General features: G+C 67.7%; 15 protein-coding genes. 8 read left to right on the forward strand and 7 right to left on the reverse strand.

Annotated elements, in window-relative coordinates:
• Positions 1-4: 4 nt before the first annotated feature.
• Positions 5-4,405 (reverse strand): hypothetical protein, encoded by a 4,401-nt coding sequence (locus ACQP2D_RS21015; protein WP_433685415.1) that lies wholly within the window; start codon positions 4,403-4,405, stop codon positions 5-7.
• Complete coding sequence (locus tag ACQP2D_RS21020) at positions 4,398-5,279, reverse strand: hypothetical protein (RefSeq protein WP_433685416.1); 882 nt, start codon at positions 5,277-5,279, stop codon at positions 4,398-4,400. The genes ACQP2D_RS21015 and ACQP2D_RS21020 overlap by 8 nt, the downstream gene beginning before the upstream one ends.
• Positions 5,280-5,682: 403 nt before the next feature.
• On the opposite strand from ACQP2D_RS21020, the gene ACQP2D_RS21025 reads away from it, so the two are divergent.
• From ACQP2D_RS21025 to ACQP2D_RS21045, 5 genes are all read left to right on the forward strand, one after another.
• Positions 5,683-5,904 (forward strand): hypothetical protein, encoded by a 222-nt coding sequence (locus ACQP2D_RS21025; RefSeq protein ID WP_433685418.1) that lies wholly within the window; start codon positions 5,683-5,685, stop codon positions 5,902-5,904.
• 246 nt (positions 5,905-6,150) lie between these two features.
• On the forward strand, positions 6,151-7,140 hold the full coding sequence (locus ACQP2D_RS21030) for a tyrosine-type recombinase/integrase (protein ID WP_433685419.1): 990 nt from the start codon (positions 6,151-6,153) through the stop codon (positions 7,138-7,140).
• Positions 7,137-7,538 carry a hypothetical protein gene (locus ACQP2D_RS21035; protein WP_433685420.1) on the forward strand — a complete coding sequence of 134 codons (402 nt, stop codon included), beginning with the start codon at positions 7,137-7,139 and terminating at the stop codon, positions 7,536-7,538. The genes ACQP2D_RS21030 and ACQP2D_RS21035 overlap by 4 nt, the downstream gene beginning before the upstream one ends.
• Complete coding sequence (locus ACQP2D_RS21040) at positions 7,535-9,622, forward strand: hypothetical protein (protein WP_433685421.1); 2,088 nt, start codon at positions 7,535-7,537, stop codon at positions 9,620-9,622. The genes ACQP2D_RS21035 and ACQP2D_RS21040 overlap by 4 nt, the downstream gene beginning before the upstream one ends.
• A gap of 1 nt (position 9,623) precedes the next feature.
• A complete protein-coding gene (locus ACQP2D_RS21045; RefSeq protein ID WP_433685422.1) occupies positions 9,624-9,836 on the forward strand; it encodes a hypothetical protein in 213 nt (70 codons plus the stop codon).
• A gap of 364 nt (positions 9,837-10,200) precedes the next feature.
• Here the strand turns inward: ACQP2D_RS21045 and ACQP2D_RS21050 are convergent, their stop codons facing one another.
• From ACQP2D_RS21050 to ACQP2D_RS21060, 3 genes are read right to left on the reverse strand one after another with little or no spacing between them, the layout of a single operon-like run.
• On the reverse strand, positions 10,201-10,560 hold the full coding sequence (locus tag ACQP2D_RS21050; RefSeq protein ID WP_433685423.1) for a hypothetical protein: 360 nt from the start codon (positions 10,558-10,560) through the stop codon (positions 10,201-10,203).
• A 14-nt stretch (positions 10,561-10,574) separates the two neighbouring features.
• Positions 10,575-11,588 (reverse strand): M48 family metalloprotease, encoded by a 1,014-nt coding sequence (locus ACQP2D_RS21055; RefSeq protein WP_433685425.1) that lies wholly within the window; start codon positions 11,586-11,588, stop codon positions 10,575-10,577.
• 56 nt (positions 11,589-11,644) lie between these two features.
• Positions 11,645-12,052, reverse strand: coding sequence for a hypothetical protein (locus tag ACQP2D_RS21060; RefSeq protein ID WP_433685426.1), 408 nt, complete (start codon positions 12,050-12,052; stop codon positions 11,645-11,647).
• A gap of 347 nt (positions 12,053-12,399) precedes the next feature.
• Between ACQP2D_RS21060 and ACQP2D_RS21065 the strand changes: the two genes are divergently transcribed.
• Positions 12,400-13,305, forward strand: coding sequence for an alpha/beta fold hydrolase (locus ACQP2D_RS21065; RefSeq protein WP_433685427.1), 906 nt, complete (start codon positions 12,400-12,402; stop codon positions 13,303-13,305).
• A 471-nt stretch (positions 13,306-13,776) separates the two neighbouring features.
• Here the strand turns inward: ACQP2D_RS21065 and ACQP2D_RS21070 are convergent, their stop codons facing one another.
• On the reverse strand, positions 13,777-14,364 hold the full coding sequence (locus tag ACQP2D_RS21070) for a TetR family transcriptional regulator (protein WP_433685428.1): 588 nt from the start codon (positions 14,362-14,364) through the stop codon (positions 13,777-13,779).
• 121 nt (positions 14,365-14,485) lie between these two features.
• On the opposite strand from ACQP2D_RS21070, the gene ACQP2D_RS21075 reads away from it, so the two are divergent.
• Together ACQP2D_RS21075 and ACQP2D_RS21080 are read left to right on the forward strand one after the other, a co-directional pair.
• Positions 14,486-15,427 carry an aldo/keto reductase gene (locus ACQP2D_RS21075; protein ID WP_433685429.1) on the forward strand — a complete coding sequence of 314 codons (942 nt, stop codon included), beginning with the start codon at positions 14,486-14,488 and terminating at the stop codon, positions 15,425-15,427.
• Positions 15,424-16,437 (forward strand): NADPH:quinone reductase, encoded by a 1,014-nt coding sequence (locus tag ACQP2D_RS21080; protein ID WP_433685430.1) that lies wholly within the window; start codon positions 15,424-15,426, stop codon positions 16,435-16,437. The genes ACQP2D_RS21075 and ACQP2D_RS21080 overlap by 4 nt, the downstream gene beginning before the upstream one ends.
• A gap of 152 nt (positions 16,438-16,589) precedes the next feature.
• Here ACQP2D_RS21080 and ACQP2D_RS21085 read toward each other — a convergent pair whose 3' ends face one another.
• Positions 16,590-17,543, reverse strand: coding sequence for an NAD(P)-dependent alcohol dehydrogenase (locus tag ACQP2D_RS21085; protein WP_433685431.1), 954 nt, complete (start codon positions 17,541-17,543; stop codon positions 16,590-16,592).
• Positions 17,544-17,769 lie beyond the last annotated feature (226 nt).

A 17,769-nucleotide genomic window follows, 5' to 3' on the forward strand; every position in this document is an offset into this window, starting at 1 on the left:
GCGTTCATTGCCGAGCAGTGTCGGGCGGTGCTGCGGTGTTGAATTCCGTTGTGTTGTCGGCGGATAGCGGGACGAGGTCGATGGCTGCGGTGACCTGCTCGCTGGCGATTATCACGCCGGGTCCGTCGAGGTGGTATCCGGTGATCGAGGTAATGCGGGCGGAGGGGATCGTGAGGTGTCCGTCGATGGGTGTGGTGGTGGTGAGGTCCCATATCCGCACTGTGGCGTCGTAGCCGCCGGTGACCGCGACCACGCGCTGGTCCGGGAGGGTAACTGTCGCTACCGCTGTCAGCCACCGGGTGTGGCCGGTCATCGGTTTGCCGACCGGGAGACACGTGGTGAGGTCCCACATCCGCACGTCGCCGCTGCCGTAACCTGCGACCGCGACAACCCGTCCGTCCGGGAGTGTGGTGGTGGCGAGGGTTCCCACCTCGCCTGCATGGTTTTCGCTCATCGGCCGGCCGAGTGGGGTGGCGGTGGTGAGGTCCCACATCCGGAGGATGCCGTCGTAGCCGCCGGTGACCGCGACGGTAGGCCCGTTGGGAAGGGTCGCGGTCGCCGCCGCGAGCACCCCGTCGTCGTGCATCATCGGCTCGCCCACCGGGAGGCCCGCGGTGAGGTCCCACGCGCGTACTGTGTCATAGTCACCGATCGCGACCGCGAGCACCCGCCCGTCGGGCAATACCGCGGTGGCCACGGCGTCCACCGCGTCGCTGCCCGTCATCGGCTGACCGATCCGGAGGCCGGTGGCGACGTCCCACATCGACAACATGTCTGAGCTCGCGGTGACAGCGAAGGTCCGCCCGTCCGGCAGCACGGCGGTAGCGACTGCGCCCACCGAGCCAGCGTCGGTCAGCGACCGGATGAGCCGTCCGGTGGTGAGGTCCGATACCCGCATCGTGTGGTCGCTGCCCAGCGTGACCACGACCGCTCTTCTGTCCGGGAGGGTGGCGGTGGCAACCACCTCGACGTCGGCGAGACGGACGTTCCGTGGTCGACGCTGCGGTGCGGTGACAGTGGCGAGGTCCCACATCCGGAGGATGCCGTTGTAGCCCCCTGTGACCATGACGGCGCGTCCGTCCGGGAGCGTGGCGGTGACCAGGGACTCCACATCGTGGATGTGGCGGCCGGTGATCGGCCGGCCGGTCTGGGTGGTGAGGTCCCACACCCATATCGTGTCGTAGTCGCCGCCGGTGATCGCGACCACTCGCCGGTCGGGCAGAGTAGCGGTCGCGATCGCGCCTACGCTGCGGGTGCCCACGCCATCGCGGGCGCGGCTGGTCAGCGGCTTGCCGATCGGGTCGGCGCTGGCGAGGTCCCACACCCGCACGGTGGCGTCGTAGCCGCGGGTGACCGCGACCACCCGCCCGTCCGGGAGGGTGGCGGTGGCGAAAGTCGATATACCCTTGCCCAACACACCGAGCGCTGTGCCGGTGGCGAGGTCCCACACCCGTAGCGCTCTGTCGTCGCCACCGGTGAGGGCGACGACCCGCCCGTCGGGCAGGGTGGCGGTGGCCAGCGCCGACCCGTAACGGGCGGGGCGGGTCAGCAGGCGACAGTCCGGAACGCCGGTGGTCAGGTCCCACACCTGCAGCACCTCGTCGCCGTTGGCGGTGATCGCGACGACCGGCCCGTCCGGAAGGGCCGCGGTGGCCACCGAGCGCACCCCGTAGATGTTGTCGGTGGGCAGTTCACGCAGCAACGTGGCCGTCGCGATGTCCCATACTCGTATCGTGTTGTCGCCGCAGCCGGTGACGGCGGCCACCCGTCCATCCGGCAGGGTCGCGGTGGCCATGCTCAGCACCCCGCCGGTGCCGGGCAGTGGCGGTCCGGCCGGGGTGGCGGTGGCGAGATCCCATACCTGGACGGACACGTCGTACTCGGTGAGGGTGAGGGCGACCACCCGGCCGTCGGCCAGGGTGGCCGAGGCCGCGACCTGTATCCGGCCGATGTGGCGGCCGACGATCTCGCTCGGATCCGGTGGGTAGGCGACCCACCGGAACTGCCACGGACCGCCGAAGTGAGCTGGTACCGGGGTATCGGTGAGCGCCGCCCACAAGGTCAGCGTCGCGGCGTTCACGGTCGGGTGGTGCCAGTCCCACGCGTGGCTCGACTTGCTCAGGACGGGCAGAAAGGTCAGTCCCGCGGCGCCGGCACGCTCGGCCGCGTCGACGGTGCCGAGGACCTTTCGCAGCCGCGCGAGGTCGAGGTAGGGCAGGAATTGCGCGGGGATCGTGTGGTCGTCGAGTACACGGCCGGCGTGGGCGTGTTCCACCAGGTGACGGCGGACGTATGCCGGCGGCGGGACCGGATGCCCGTCGTACTCGCGAACGCGGGCCAGCGGGGTGAGGGCGTGCGCGATGCGGGCCTCGGCAGCGACCCGGTCGTCACCGTTCGTGCGTGTGGTGGTTGCGAGCAGGTCGTGCCGTCGCCGGCGGAGCGTGTCGCGCAGGGCGTCGTGGAACAGCCGGTAGACGGTCGTGTCGTCTTCGGTGTCCGTGACGAGGTAGCCGCTGAGGCGGGAGTCGAGCAGCCAGGCGATGTCACCGTCGCCGTAGGTGCGTTCGGGGTGATCGGCGACCGCGTTGGCGACCAGCGGCCAGATCTTGTACCACGGCGAACCTCGGCCGTAGGCGAACGCGACCGCGCCGAGCAGATATACGACGCGTTCGCGATCGCGGGGGTCGGCCAGGCTGGTGTGCAGGTCGTCACGGAATACGCCGACCACACCGTCGTCGAGGGCGGCCGCCCAGGACGGGTCGGCCGGGTCGATGACCTCGGCGCGGGCGGCTAGCGAACCGGCGGCGAGGCGGGCGACCAGATAGGACGTGCCCGCCTTCGCGGCGATGATTCGGGCGACCGTGGCGACGACGGCGGGCGGCGCGCTGCGGTAGGGGGAGCCTTTCGTGGTGTGCAGCAGGTCGGCGACATAGTCGACCAGATCGGTGTGGATCCACAGCGGGCTGCGGTCCACACGCAGCCTGATGGCACGGAGCTTGACTTCGGCCAGGTCGGCCAACACCGGACCGCTGGTGACCTCGTCCCCGCCGGGGGAGCGGATGCCGATGACGAGCCGCACACGCCGGGTCGTCTCGGGCGGTTCGAGATGTACGAGCACGTCGTCGAGCAGGCTGTGCGGGTCGGCGGCCTCGTCCAGGGCGTCGACCACGATGGTGACGGGGTCACGGCGCAGCGACACCCAGCTCCACCAGACCGTGCGCAGTTCCGCCAGCGTGGGGGCCGCGGTGCCCGGTGGTTCGACCCCGCATGCGTCGCAGATCTGGGCCAGGACCTCGTGCGGAAGCTTCCCGGTGGCGAGCACGGCCACATCCACGGCTTCCGGCGCGGGGCGCAGATCGGCCGGGATCGCTGCGACCCGCGTGGCGTATGCGGCGGTGAAGGCCGGGTCGGCCAGGGTGACCAGCCGGGCCAGGACAGCGGACTTACCCGACCCCGCGCTGCCGGTGACGAGCGTGGTGTGCGGCGGCGCCTCGGTCGCCTCGATGAGCTGGCGCATCAATCGCGCCCGGCCGGTGAACAGCCAGCCCGGATCGTCCTGTGCCGCCACGCCCCGCGAGCGCGGTCCCCAATGGGAGCGGACGTCCTCGGCGCGCAGGGCCAGTTCTCGCCGCGCCGGTCGGGTCGGTGCCGCGTCGTCGGGCCGATGATGCGGATTGGGAAGGCACGGACTTCTCGTGGCCAGATCGGGGGAGCTGAGAAAAGCCAGTCGTTGCCCGGCCCGGCGGAGGCGCAGCTGGACCTGTTCGAGGAAGTCGCCCACCTTCAGGTGGGATTCGTTGCCGAACCGCCGGCCCTGCGGCGAGGCCAGGTCCTGGAGGAATCCGGCGATGGCCGCGGTGAGTGCTCCGGTCCGTGCGGTCCGGTCCTTGGTCGTGCTGGCCAGGACGACCCAGGTGGGTGGGAACTCGACCTCGAACCGGACCGCATCGGCGGCGGTGGCGCCGGCGTGGCACATGTCGAACACGGCCAGCAGATGATCCACCCCGGGGCGATGTTCGGTGATCCAGCCGATCAGATCGGCGGTACGGATCGCCGACGTGATCGGTCTACTCGGATCGGTGTCCTCGAGCGCGATCCAGTGCGACCCGCTACTGACCAGGCCGTGCCCGGTGACGAACAGCGCGACCGCGTCGGAGTCGGTCCACGGCCGGGGCGGAGTCCGGATCGCGGCCCGGATCGCGTCTTCGGATGGATTGCGGGCCAGGTGCGGATGCGGCTGGTCGAACCGTCGCCGGCCCAGTTCCGCCGCGCATAGCCACCCGGCCAGCGTGGCGACCTCCTCGGCCACGCCCGGTAACGGGGGCAGATCATGAGCGTAGACGCTGGTGGCTATCGCGACGAACTGGCGGCGAAGCACCCCCGCGTCTACTTCATAGTCAGGCATCGAAAGCCAACTCCGGCGCCACGTCGAGGATCGCCACTCCGGCGGCGCGTTTGCTCAGGTAGCGCGCGACAGAGTGCGCATCGGCCTGGTTGTTCACCTCCACATCACGCACCCGCGGCCACCAGCGCGCCAGACCTCCGGCACAGGCGACCGGGTCGCGCGGGTCACGAAGATTCACCCACGCCCCCGTCGAGGGAAGCTTGCCGTCGGCGGCCCCGTGAGCCGGGTCGGGCAGGCGGGTGCGGACCATCCGCAGCCCCAGCGGGGAGCCCAGTGTCAACAGCAGATCCATGCGACGCTGCGGATTCCGGCGCAGGTATTCGAAGGCCACCACCGATCCGAGTGAATGCGCGACCACGATCCGGCACTCGTCGGTGATCGCGGCGTCGACCCGGTCGTCGACGGCCGCCTTCAATTCCGGCGAGCACAGATAACGACGTACCTGGCGCAGTTCACCCAGGTAGAGCACCCCGGCGGCCGCGCCGAACCGGCGATCCAACGCCGCCAACGCCCGCTGCAACGGAACCGGCACCCGGGTGTACCCCTTCGCCGGCTGTTCCGACGCGTTCGCGAGATCGCGCTCCGACACGGCCTCCGCCGCCGCCGAGCACAGATCATCCACCTCGGACTGCTCAAGCCCGGCCAACACGGAATCCGCTTCCGCCGCAACCGACTTCGTCGCGGCACCAGTGTCTGCGTCGGTGAGGAACAAGTCACCGTAGAACGCGATATCCAGCGGCGGCGGCGTAGCCGGCGCGTGTCCCGTCGCACGCTCCAGGCCGTCGGCCAACGCAAGCCGCCACGGTTCGCGGAGCTGGTTCCGGCCGACCTGCTGCTGCGCGATGCCGTGCACGCCGACCACCGGACCTGCCATGATCTTCCATCCCCTCCGGCCCCGCCGGACGCGACCAGCGTGCACTCGACTTTGCCGGGTCCCTGCCCCGACATTACGTGATACCGGCCTGAATTTCGATGAAACCGAGGTCGACTGCTGCGAGAGCTGTCGGGCGATGTGAGCCGTTACCTCGCGTCGTGGTGGCCGAGAGGGACCGGTGTGCCGATATGGATCACCTCCACGGTGACTCCGTATTCTTGTGCCGCTGAGCGATACTCGGATGACGTGTTCTCGATCCGAAAAAATGCGGCCACCGCAGTGTCCGGTGCGGTCGCCAGAACTGGGTGAGCGCACGATGAGTCAGGATCGCTGGTCGCAATTACGGCGGCTCGAGCCACCCCGGCGGGTTTTCCTGGACCCGCGGCGACTGTGGGTGCATCCAATGCGGGAACGCCCACGCGTCGATCCGGTGACTCTCGGCGAAAAGGCCGCCAGCCTCGATATCCGGTGGGACGACGAATGGATTCCCGGGGTCCTCTATGGCTGGGTGCGCGTGCGATTGGGCCGCGATCCGGTGTGGTTTGCTGATGTTGCCGTGGACTGGGTCAGTCATTCTGGAGTGACCGCAGTGACGTTCTCCGGGGGTCGGATGCCTGTGGTGTGACGTTGTGTCGCCGACACTCCGGCGCGGTTTTGCGACGGTTTTTTGGGCGTGTAGCTCTGTGGCTCCCTGCGAGTTGGGAGAACGGAGTCGTGTGCGCGCGTTTCGGGTTCGGATGCCGTCAGGGTCGAGCTATTGGACAGTGCTCGACGATTCCTGTGACGTTGTTCCGGTCGCAGACCGGTACTTGCGGGATTTGCGGTTCGGTCGGGATCGGGCCGAGTCCACAACCAGGCCTACGCGGAGAGCGTGGTGCTGCACGTGCGGTGGTGCACGCAGACTGGGCGTGAATGGTCCTCGGCCGCTGGCGATTTGGGGATGTTCATTCTCTGGGTGCGATACACCCCGGCACCGGGCAGGTCGGTGGGCGTGGCTGGCGAGCCTGTTCGGTCGGACTCACGAATCAACAAGATCCTCACCGCCGCACGGGGGCTTCTGTCGTTCGCGGTGGTCGACGGGTGCGCGCCGCAGGTGGTGATGAGTCAACTCTACGAGCTGGCCGATAACCGGGATTTGCCGTTGGCGGCGAAGGGAGAATCTTCGACGCGGCAATACCGATTGCGGGCGCGGCACCGGTTGCATGAAGCGGAGACTGCGGTGGACCGCGCAAGCGACGCCGAGATCGTGGCCCTGTTCGGCGCGTGCCGGTCGTCGCGAGATCGGTTGATCGTGTTGTTGCTGGCGCGGGTGGGGTTACGCCGTGGTGAGGCGGCTGGTCTGCGGCGCAGCGACTTGCATCTGTTGCCGGACAACACCGTTCATGACTGTCCTATTGCGGGCGCGCATCTGCATGTGGTGCGCAGGGAGAACGTGAACGGGGCGTGGGCGAAGTCCCGGTACGCGCGGGCGGTGCCGCTGGATTTCCTCGTTGTCCGTGCGCTCGATCTGTATCTGCTCGAACGCGCCGACCAGCCTGCGGCCAGTGAGTGTGACTTCCTGCTGGTGAACTTGTTCTGGGCGCCGTTGGGGGCGCCGATGACCCCGGATGCGCTCAAAGAGTTGTTCGAGGTGCTGAGCCGGCGGGCCGGGTTGGAGCGGGCGGTGGCACCGCATCGTGGCCGTCACGGGTTCGCCAGCAATCTCGCCGATGCCGGCGCGGGGCTCGATGTGATCCAGGCGCTTCTGGGACATGTGAATCCGGCGTCATCGAAGCCGTATCTTCACCCCTCGGCGCAGCGATCGCGTGCCGCGGTGGAACAAGTCGGCACGCCCCGCGAACTGGGCGAGGGACTGCGATGAGCGCCCCGCACCTTGCCGCCGTGCTAGTCGGCGCTGACGACGAGGCGGAGATCGCTGAGAGCGTGTGGGCGGCGATCACCCCGGAATTCCTCGAACTGATCGGCTGGCAATCGGATCGCCAGATTGCGCGGTTTCCGCAGGATCACCCGATCCTGGGCTGGCGGATCTGCACCGTGGCCGGATGCCACGAGCGGGTGCAGAGCAGGGGTTGTGTACGACGTGCCTCACCCGTTGGAGCGATGCTGGACAGCCGCCGATCACCCAGTTCCAATCCGTTGAGCGGACACGCCGTTGGCGCCGGCGTGGTGGGCGATGTCTCGTTGGCGGTTGTGAACGGCATTTCTGGTCGACCGAGGTCGGTCTGTGCACTGTCCACGAGGCGCAACAGCAACGATTGAATCTGCCTCTGGCGCAGTTCCTCCGCCACCCGGATGTCGTTGGCCTGGCCTCCCGCGGCCCCTGCGCGGTCGCGTCCTGCTTCTACGACCGCCGCGGCCGTCAACCCTATTGCCACGTCCACTACCAGCGTTGGAATCGACTGCAACGCAGTGGAAAGGCCGCGCAGATCGACGAGACGCATTGGCGACTGACCGAGCAGACGACCGGCTCGGACGGCGAGGTGAGTTTGCGCTGGTTGTCCCAGCGCGTGGTCGGTGAACTGCTGTACGGGCTGCAACAGCGGGTCACCAAGTGCTCGAAGACCTCGTCCCCGAACTTCCAGATCGTCTGCGATCAGGCACGCACCGAGCAGGTGAGCACGATCGAGGCCATCTCGCCCACACGGTTCGGCGAAGGCCAGAGGAAGATCCTGCTCTGCTTCCACGCCTCGGTCCGACTGGTGCGGTCCACTCCGGAAACCGAGCGGCTCAAAGATCAATGGGACACAACGGTATTCGGCTATCGCGGAGTTCTGCGCTTCGACGCGATCTCACAGCCATGGCTGCGCGAGGCCACCAAACACGCCGCCTTCCACGACATGTCGCGCCGGCGCGGCCACGCGGTCAAAGACGCCTGCCAGGCCCGGATCAAAGCTATGGCGCGACTGTCGGAAAGTCTGCGGCTGCAACGCGAGGATCACGGTGCCAACCCGACAGTGCTCGCGGGCACCGACATCATCGCGCTCGAGCATCGGCTGACCTTCCAGGTGTCCGAGGGGATCATCAGCGACGCGTCGCGCTACAGCACCGTCTTGTTCGTCCGGCAATGGCTGCGTCTGGTGCGCGCTCTGGGATTGACCCGGCCGAGCCAGCAGATGCACGGTCTGCCCGAGGACTTCACGATCGACGAGGTCGATCTTCCTGCCACCGGCGCCGGTCCGGATCGGCACGACAAGGCCGGCAAGGACCTGCCGGTCGAGGTCATCCAGCACCTCTGCGCCCACCTGGATCAGTTCGAAGAACTCAGCAACCGCAAGTTCCGTGTCGCGGTCGAACTACTCATCGATACCGGCCGCCGCCCCGCCGAAATCTGTGGACTGAACTTCGACTGCCTCGAGCGCGACGGGCAGGGAAAACCGATCCTGGTTTTCGACAACACCAAAGCCAACCGGCTCGGCCGTCGACTGCCGATCCCCGAACCCACTGCCGCGCTGATCATCTGCCAGCAACAGCGCGTCCGCCAACAGTTCCCCGATCAGCCCGCCGACACGTTGAAGCTGCTGCCGACGATCGTGCGAAACCCTCACGGCCGCCGCTCCATCAACGAGTCCGCACTGTCGAACCGGCATCGCGACTGGATGATGATCCTTCCCGACATCACCGTCGCCCTGGTGGTCACCGTCGACGGCGCGCCCGGGACAACGCTGGTGCCGTTCGACACCTCGAAGACGTTCCCACGTCCAGCCACCGACGCACAGAACGACTTTCTATGCCGATTATCGAGTGGTGGTTGCCGAACGAACGTTGGTATCGTGCGGGCGATATCCCGGCGATCGTCGAGGTGGACCGCGCCACGGGCGCGACGCCGTCCACCCTCGGCTGCGCGCTCGGCGGTAGACCGAGGAGGAGCGCGCGCATATGTCGATGGTGCGACGGTTCTGGATCGAATTCGACGTGCGGGACTGCCCTGCCCCATGGTTCGGAAAAGCTATCGGTGTGACCGGATTCGACGTGCGGGACTGTTTGTCGATGGCGGCGGATCTGGTGACCGACGGACCGTTGCCACCCGTGCGCCGAATCACGGTCGACATCTCACTGGCCGAGCCGCTGCCGCTGAATCCTCGCCATCTCGGCGTCCCGGTGTGGCGCGGCGTGTGGTACCCGCCGGTGAACCTCGGAACCGGACCGATCCGCGCCATCGACAGCAGAGGCGTATCCGGCGACTACCCGACACCAGTTCCGCCATCACGCCGCCGAACGCGGACCGAAGAGCCCCTGCGCTCCACGTGGTGGGACGAAATCCCGCATTTCGATGCCCTGTGGTGGCCGCTGATGGACATTCACCGCGACGGCAGAATGCGATATTACGCCCCGGAGGTGCGTGATATGTGCGTCAGGGATCCGACCTACGGGGTGCTGATGCGCGAAGCCCTGGACTACATGATCGTGCGACGCCCGACGCCGCAGGAATGGCTCGACCCGACCGGAATCAGGTTCGCCGACGAGCGGGAACTGGGCGAGTATCTGCGAGCCTTCCGCGACTACGTGGCCGGAATCCGCCCGGAGCCGATCTATCTTCCCACTGGCGAACAGCTTTAAGGCGACGCGCAACACGACCTCCCGACGACGAGTGAGACCCCTTGGGACACGTCCGGCGATAGCCGCTGGGCACGCGCCTGAACAATACGGACGCGCCGCAGCTCGGGACATCCGGTAATGCCACATACCGCGCTGTTCGAACCGGCCATGAGGGAGGCTCCGGCCAATAATCGCGCGAAAGCAACGACAATGGCTCGGCCGGCGGCGTATCCCGGCTACCGGGCCTGGGGCTCGTGCACCGCAGGCCCGATCGCGACGTGTGCGAGCAACCCCGGCAGGTCGATGCCCAGAGGGGCTTGCCGTAGTATCAGCCGAATTTCGGGCGGATATGGCGTAATCCCCTGGTAGAGGCTATTGGTCAGCGTCATCGTTCAGCTCTTGGGCCTCGAAGGCTGGTGAGGTCTCGCATGGCCTGGGGCGATGGTTCGAAGTAGCGGCGCAGGTTCTTGGGTTTGCGGTGGCGGGACTTGGCCATGAGTTCGAGCAGGCTGGCCGCGGATTCGCCGAGATGCGTGAGGCCGGAGTGCCTGAGTTCGTGCAGGTCCCAGCCGGTTCCGGTCCCGTTGGTCGCGGTGGCGTCGGCGAGCAGATCGCGCGCCTGGTCGTAGGACAGGCGCGCCGAGCCGGTGTCGGGGCAGGTGTCGCGGTCGGCGAGGTATTTTCCGGGCCCGAGACGGGCAGTGGGTGACGAACAGCGGTCCGGCGCTGCGGTCCTTGATCCCACCTCGCGCGGATCCGTCAGCAGGGGTCGGCGGGCGCTTCGAGTGGGGCAGCGACGGCTTCGCCACGCAAGTTCCCGCGTCCTATGCGCAGGTTGATCCTGGCGATGCGGGCTGCGGCGGAAGGGTGGGTCAGCGTGAAGTACGGATCGTGTCTTCGGGCAAGCGACAGCAGGGTGTCGCGGAGCGCGGGGCCGTAACCCAGGTCGACGGCCACTCGGTCGCACAGGTATTCCTGACGCCAGCTGAGCCACATCATCGGAAACAGTTGCAGGACGCAGAGTACGGCCAGGGTGACGGCGACGCGGACATCGACGGCCGGGAGCATCAGCGCTACCAGGGTGGCGAAGGGGATCGGATAGGCGATCAACAGGACGAGGGCGTGGTACACCGTCCATCGATCCCGCCGGGGCAACGTTTCGATCAGCAGTTTCGTCGGGCCCCCGAAGAGTTTGAGGGCCGGTGTCGCGCACAGTATTTCGATTGCCCGCAGAAGCCAGCCGCCGATCACATGATGCCCGAGCTCATGCGCGACCACAGCCCGCAACTCGACCGGGGGCAGCTCACGGACCGCGGATATCGATACCACGACCAGGCGATGCGGTTGTGCGTGGGCAGGCATCCCGCGTGTTCGGGATTTATCCCGCACCATCAGTCGCAGACGGGATTCGGGCATGCCCGCCGCGCGCAGCACATCGTGCCGAGCCGCGATCAACGCCGCGAGGGGCTCCTCGTACTTCCGCGGATACACCGCCTCGTCGGGGTGTCGTGCAGCCGAGCGCCGACGACTTTCGTCATCCGGCAGTACCCAGCAGAGCAGGCGCATGAACAACCAGGCCGCGCAGCGTATGACCCCGACGGCGATGGCCGCCCACAGGCCGACCCACACCGCGAGACTCCGGAGAATGACCAAGGTCGCCACGGCCCAGGGCAGCGCTACCAGTAGGCGGGTGAGTGGCAGCAGTCGCGCCTCGAGAAGCGAGAGGCCGCCGAGCCGGTATTCGGGTGTGGTCGAGGGGGATTCGAGAGACATGGCGGATCAGCCCTCCGTGCCGGTGAAGCGCTGTGTTCCTAGCGCTCGCGATCACTTCACGATACGAACCGGCCGAGCGGCCGCGTAGCCCCCAGTTCGAATGGGCAGGGCGGTGAGTCCAGGAAACATGCGATCGCGGCGTCGAGCACCACGCCAAACTCCTCGGCGCTTTTGATCTTTGGGCATTCCGCGGTTATCACGTCGTTGACCAGGCCATCGAGATCTACCCAACCGCCCTGGTAGAGAACGATGTTGACGGCGTTCCGTTCATCGGCACTCTGAATGAACACTCCGACCGAGTCCGGATCGGTGATGACAACTCGTTCGACCTCCAGCCGCTGGGGCCAAGACGCGGCCTCGTCCCGCCAGGTGATGGGGCCGGGGAGTAACCCAGCTGCGGTCCAGGCAGGCAGACGCGAGACGATCTCGGCAGCGGCGTGGTTCAGATCGATGATGTAGTCCATCGGCAAAATCTTCTCTTGATCAACCCGACCGCAACCAGCGTTCGGAAGGCACTGACATGCCGCGGAGCGCGCGGTCAGCGGATGAGATCCACTGCGGCTCATGACATCCTATGCCGACGAGCGGGAGCTGGCCGATATCCCTAGCCCAGGACCTTGACTGCGGGCTGGGGTGTGCTCGGGTCGGGTTTCGGGCGGTCCGACCTGCGGTCAGCCGGGCGGCCTACTCCGAAAACCCCTCTAGGACAGCGGATTAACCTGAGTCGGCCGTGCCACGCACACGAAGGACAATAACAAGTCCCCGCAATGCGTGCGACGATCGTTCGATGGGCGTGAGGGAGTGACAAACGATGACCGATACCGAACGACATACGCAGGGCATCTCGGAGTGGGTTACAACACGGGACGGGCGGCGGCTACATGCGAAGGTGTTGCCTGGGCCAACCTACGTCGCCGGAGCATCAGGCCCGACTGTCGTATTCGAGGCAGACGCAACAGGTAACCGAGTGTCCTGGGCCCGGGTGCAACCTATCGTCGCGGCGCTCATGCGGGCGATTGTCTATGACCGCTCCGGTCTCGGCCGCAGCGCACCCGACCCAGCCGACCGCTCCCTCGATCGCATGGCCGAGGACCTGAACGAGGTACTCGACCATTTCGGGCCAGGACCGTTCATTCTCGTCGGCCACGGCACGGGCGGTCCCATCGTGCGGCTCGCGGCCGCGCGCAAGCCGCAACGGATCACGGGCATCGTGCTGGTCGACGCTACCGACGAAGCCGCCGAGGTGATTTTCGACCCGCGCTTGCGCCGAACCGAGCGCATCTTTGCCGGTGCAGCCGGGGTTCTCGCCCGGCTTCGCTTGCTTGCGTTGGTGTTTCGCTGGCAATGGCGCGACCTGCCGACCGACGTGCGCCGCGAGCTGAAGCGAGAAGGATTCACCCCCAGCGTGATCCGCACGCGGCGGCAACAGTCCCGCACCTACTTCGACGAGCTCGCCACTTGGCGGACCGCTCCGCCCGACCTAGGGTCCATCCCGATCACCGCGATCTCCGGCGGACTCGGCGGCAATGGCATCTACGCCACGGTGCGCGCCGAAACCAACGCCGCGCACGCGCACCGCGCTGCGCGATCACCACGCGGACGTCACGTCATCGCCGAACGGTCCGGCCACGAAATCCCACTCACCGAGGGGTCCCTGATCGCCCGCGAGATCCACAATGTGTTCGAGGATGAAATACGCCGCCGCGGTACGACATAAGACCTCCGATGGCCCTAAGGGGCAAGCCAACTCGGGTTCCGGACGTCCGCTCATGGCTCCCCTCTCGTGTCAAGACATGGTCCGCAGGTCGGGGTTGGTCTGTTTGGTGATAGGTCCGGGTTGTGGCTTGTCCGAAGGACCGGCCGTCGTAATAGGTGCGCCCCGCGCTGGGATTACAGCTGGACTTGTCGCCATGGTGTGCAGGACTCGGTTGATCCTGCGGTTCCCTGCGCGGGAGAGCCGATCACGGGACCCACGAAGACAACGGGTCGATGCTTCTCCGACGGTCGGTGCGGCAGGCCCACGGAACTGAGCGGCGGCAGCCTCACTCATTGGAGGAGAGCGGTACCAGGTCACGAAGCGACACCGATGCTGCCATCCGGAACACGCGCAAATGCCGATTACAGGATGGTCTGCGCTGTAGTTCAGTGCAGCCGCCGCCGGTCATCGCGGACTAACGTCACCCGGAGGTCAGCGGGCCCGGAGACCATCGAGGATGAGCGAGACGACTGCCGTGGAGTCCGCTTCGGTCTCGGGGGAGTGCCATTGCGCGGCGTGGGTGGGGTCGTGAAAGCGGCTCGTCGCGTTCAGGACGGCTCGTGCGATCAGTTCCGGCTTGCCGTCGGCGAAGTCGCCGGTGGCGATACCGGCGGTGATGATGTCCCGGACCTGGGCGAGCAGGAAGCCGACATGGTCGGAGGACACGCGGCTGTGCTCGGCCGCGAGCACTCGGAAAGTCGCGAACAGCTCCGGGTCCTGCCTGGCTTTCGCCCATTTGATGGCGAACATGGTGGTGAGCAGTGCCCGCAGCCGCTCGGCCGGGGGCAGTTCGGAGTTGTGCGCCGCGGTGGTGAGTTCGTTGCGCACCTGGTCGAGCCAGCGCCGGATCACGGCCTCGCGGAGCGCGGCCTTGGACGCGAAGTGTCGGTACACGCTGCCGTGGCTCACGCCCAGCTGCCGTGCGACGTCGAGCACCGTCGTCTTGTCTGGACCGTGACGGCGCAGGATCTCCTCGGTGGCCGACACGATCGTCTCCGCGTCGAGCGGCTCTCCGCGCATCGGGCCTCCTTGCTGGCTGGTCACGTCATCAGCCTCGTGAACCTATGTCGCCACCGAGTCAGCGGTCAAACCTTGCCAATCGACTGACAACTATTGAAATCTGTCAGTCATTCTATATAAAGTGGCTTCATCGCTCGACCATCGACCGAGGAGACTCGTCATCAATATCTCCACCGCTTCCCTTGCCGGCCGCTCGGTGTCCCGGATCGGCTACGGCGCGGCCCAATTGCCGCGGTTGCACGACCGCCACGACGTTGCCGTCGCCCTGCTCCGGCGTGCCGTTGATCTGGGCGTCGACCACATCGACACCGCCGAGTTCTATGGCTTCGGCTTCGCCAACACCGTGATCCGCCAGACCCTGCGCCCCGAAGACGGCGTCCTGGTCGTCACCAAGGTCGGCGCCGACCCCAACCCGGGCGGGCGCGTGCCGCTGCGGATCGCGCAACGGCCCGAACAGCTGCGGGCCAGCGTCGAGGACAACCTGCGCAGCCTCGGCGTCGAACAGCTCCCCGTGGTCAACCTCCGACGCCTGGACACCGGCCCCGGATTGCGTCCCGAGGGCGACCAGGTGATCGACCTCGACGACCAACTGGCGACCATGACGGCCCTGCGTGACGAGGGCAAGATCGGCGCCATCGGCCTGAGTAGCGTCACCCTCGATGTCCTGCGCCGCGCACTGCCTGCCGGCATCGTCTGCGTGCAGAACGCCTACAGCCTCGTCTCCCGCGACGACGAGGACACGCTGCGGCTGTGCACGGCCGAGGGCATCGCGTGGGTGCCGTTCTTCCCGCTCGGCGGAGGATTCCCGAGCCTGCCCAAGGTCACCGACGAACCGTCCGTGCACGCCGTGGCCGAGTCCCTGAATGTGACCCCGTCCCAGGTCGCCCTGGCCTGGCTGCTGCACCACGCGCCGAATATCCTGCTCATCCCCGGCACCGGCGACCCCACCCACCTGGAGGTCAATATGGCGGTTGGCGAGATCGCCTTCGACACGGACGCGCTGGCCACTCTCGACGCCGTCGAGTCCCGCTCCAACAACGTCGCGATCGGCGCGGCGTCGTGAAGGCCGTCGTCTACCGCGACAATGGCGGACCCGACATTCTCCGGCTGGTCGACCGCGAACCGCCCGTGCCTGCGCCCGGCGAGGTCCGCGTCCGGGTGGCCGTGTCCGGGGTCAACCCCACCGACTGGCAGGCCCGCGCCGCCCAAGCCATGGCGTTTCCGGAGATCACACCGCATCTGGACGGTGCCGGTGTGATCGACGCCGTCGGCGCGGGGGTCGATCGGAGCCGGGTCGGCCAGCGGGTGTGGCTGTTCATGGCCGCCGCGGGCCGGGCCACCGGCACCGCCGCCGAGTTCACCGTCGTGCCGGCCGGGCAGGCCGTGCCGCTGCCGGACGAGGCCGGTTTCGATGTCGGCGCCGCCCTCGGTGTCCCCGCGCTCACCGCACACCGTGCACTCACCGTCGCCGAGGACGGTCCGCGCCGGCTGCGGCCAGGCGCGCTCGCGGACAAAGTGGTACTCGCCGCGGGCGGGGCCGGGGCGGTCGGGCACGCGGTGATCCAGCTCGCCCGCTGGGCCGGTGCCACCGTGATCAGCACGGTCAGCAGCCCAGAGAAGGCCCGGCTGGCCACCGCCGCCGGCGCTCACCACGTGGTCAACTACCGCGAGGGCGACCCAGCCGCCGAGATCCGCGCGATCGCGGCTGACGGCGTGGACATCGTCACCGAGGTTGCGCTCGGCGTGAACCTGGCCCTGGACCTGGCCGTGCTGCGGCCGCGCGGCACCATCTCGACCTACGCCAACGACGGTGGTCATCAGGTCGAATTGAACGTGTTGCAGCACATGGTGCGCAACACCCGCCTGCAGTTCATAGTGCTCTACACCGCCGGTCCCGACGTTCGTGCCGCGGCCGTCGCAGACGTCGCCGCCGCCCTCGGCGACGACGCCCTCCCGGTCGGCGAGGAACACGGCCTGCCGCTGGTCCGCTTCCCGCTACACCGCACCGCGGATGCGCACCGGGCAGTCGAGAGCGGCACGGTCGGCAAGGTCCTGGTCGACGTCATGTCGTGACGGCCCGCCAGCCCGCGACCAATGATCGTGACGAAGTGATCTACCTTGTTCGCGACGCCCGGTAATGCCGCCTACCGCGCTGAGCGAAGCGGCCACGTCGTGGTAGCCGGCGGGCCGGACCGGTTGCGGCTCAGAACATCCGGTGGTGCCGATCAGCGGATCTCGACCACCACTTTGCCCAGGGCGCGTCCCGCGCCGACGTGGGCCAGCGCGTTCGCGGTCTCGTCGAGGGGGAAACTGCGGTCGATGTGGATACCGATCCGTCCCGCGACACACGACTCCGCGAGAGGTGTGAAGTGCGCGGGCCCTTCCTTCACCGCGAGGACCCCGAGCCCGCGGCCGGTCACCATTCCGGCGACCACTCCGACCGTCGTCAACCGCAGCAACGCGCGCGTGGTGCCGCCGACGCAGCGGTATCGGCCGCCACGCGCGACCGACCTGCGATAGGCGAAGACCGACCGGTGGGCGACGAGGTCGAGTACCCGGTCGTACGGTCCGGTTCGGGTGAAGTCCTCAGCGAGATAGTCGATGACCTCGTCGGCGCCGAGCGTGCGCATGAACGCCAGTTTGGCGGCGTTGTCCACCCCGGTCACATGAGCCCCGGCACTCTTGGCCAACTGGATCGCAAACGCTCCGGACCCGCCGCCCGCTCCGTTGATCAACACCGACATACCGGCTGCGATGCCGGCCGTGCCCTGCAGTGCTATCGCCCCCGCCTGTGGCAGGGTCGACGCCTCGGCGAAGCTCAGCGACGCCGGTTTGTGGGCCAGCGCCGATTCAGGAACCACGGCATATTCCGCGAACCCGCCCTTGAGGGTGAGATTGTCGCCGTAGACCTCGTCACCCGGTGCGAACAGTGTGACCTCGGAGCCGACGACTTCGACCCGTCCGGCGATATCGGATCCGAGAACCGGGCGTCTGGGTGCCCGGAGCCCGCCGATGCGCGAATACAGCGGCGTCCCCCGCAGCGTCTCCCAGTCGGAGAGGTTGATCGACGTCGCGTGCACCTGGACGAGCACCTGTTTCGGCCCTGGGGTGGGCGCTGGGACCTCCGCGATCGACAGCACCTCGGGGCCGCCGTAGCGGTCATACACGACGGCCCTCATGCGATTCCAGCATGGAGGATCGAGCGACAGCCTGACACACGACAAACTCTAGTCGGCGGGCCGCCCCGCGACCGGCGAACTGTGCGTCGGCATTCGGCGCGACTCGCCGAACCCTCTCCCGCACACCAGCAACGTCCTGTATTACCGCGTGACGCGCGGGTCCGACAGGCCACGCGGAACACCCCAAAGATTGACGGGCCGAGACTATCTCGACATCCACCAACGC

Source organism: Nocardia sp. CA-119907 (assembly GCF_050955995.1).
Taxonomy (GTDB): Bacteria; Actinomycetota; Actinomycetes; order Mycobacteriales; family Mycobacteriaceae; genus Nocardia.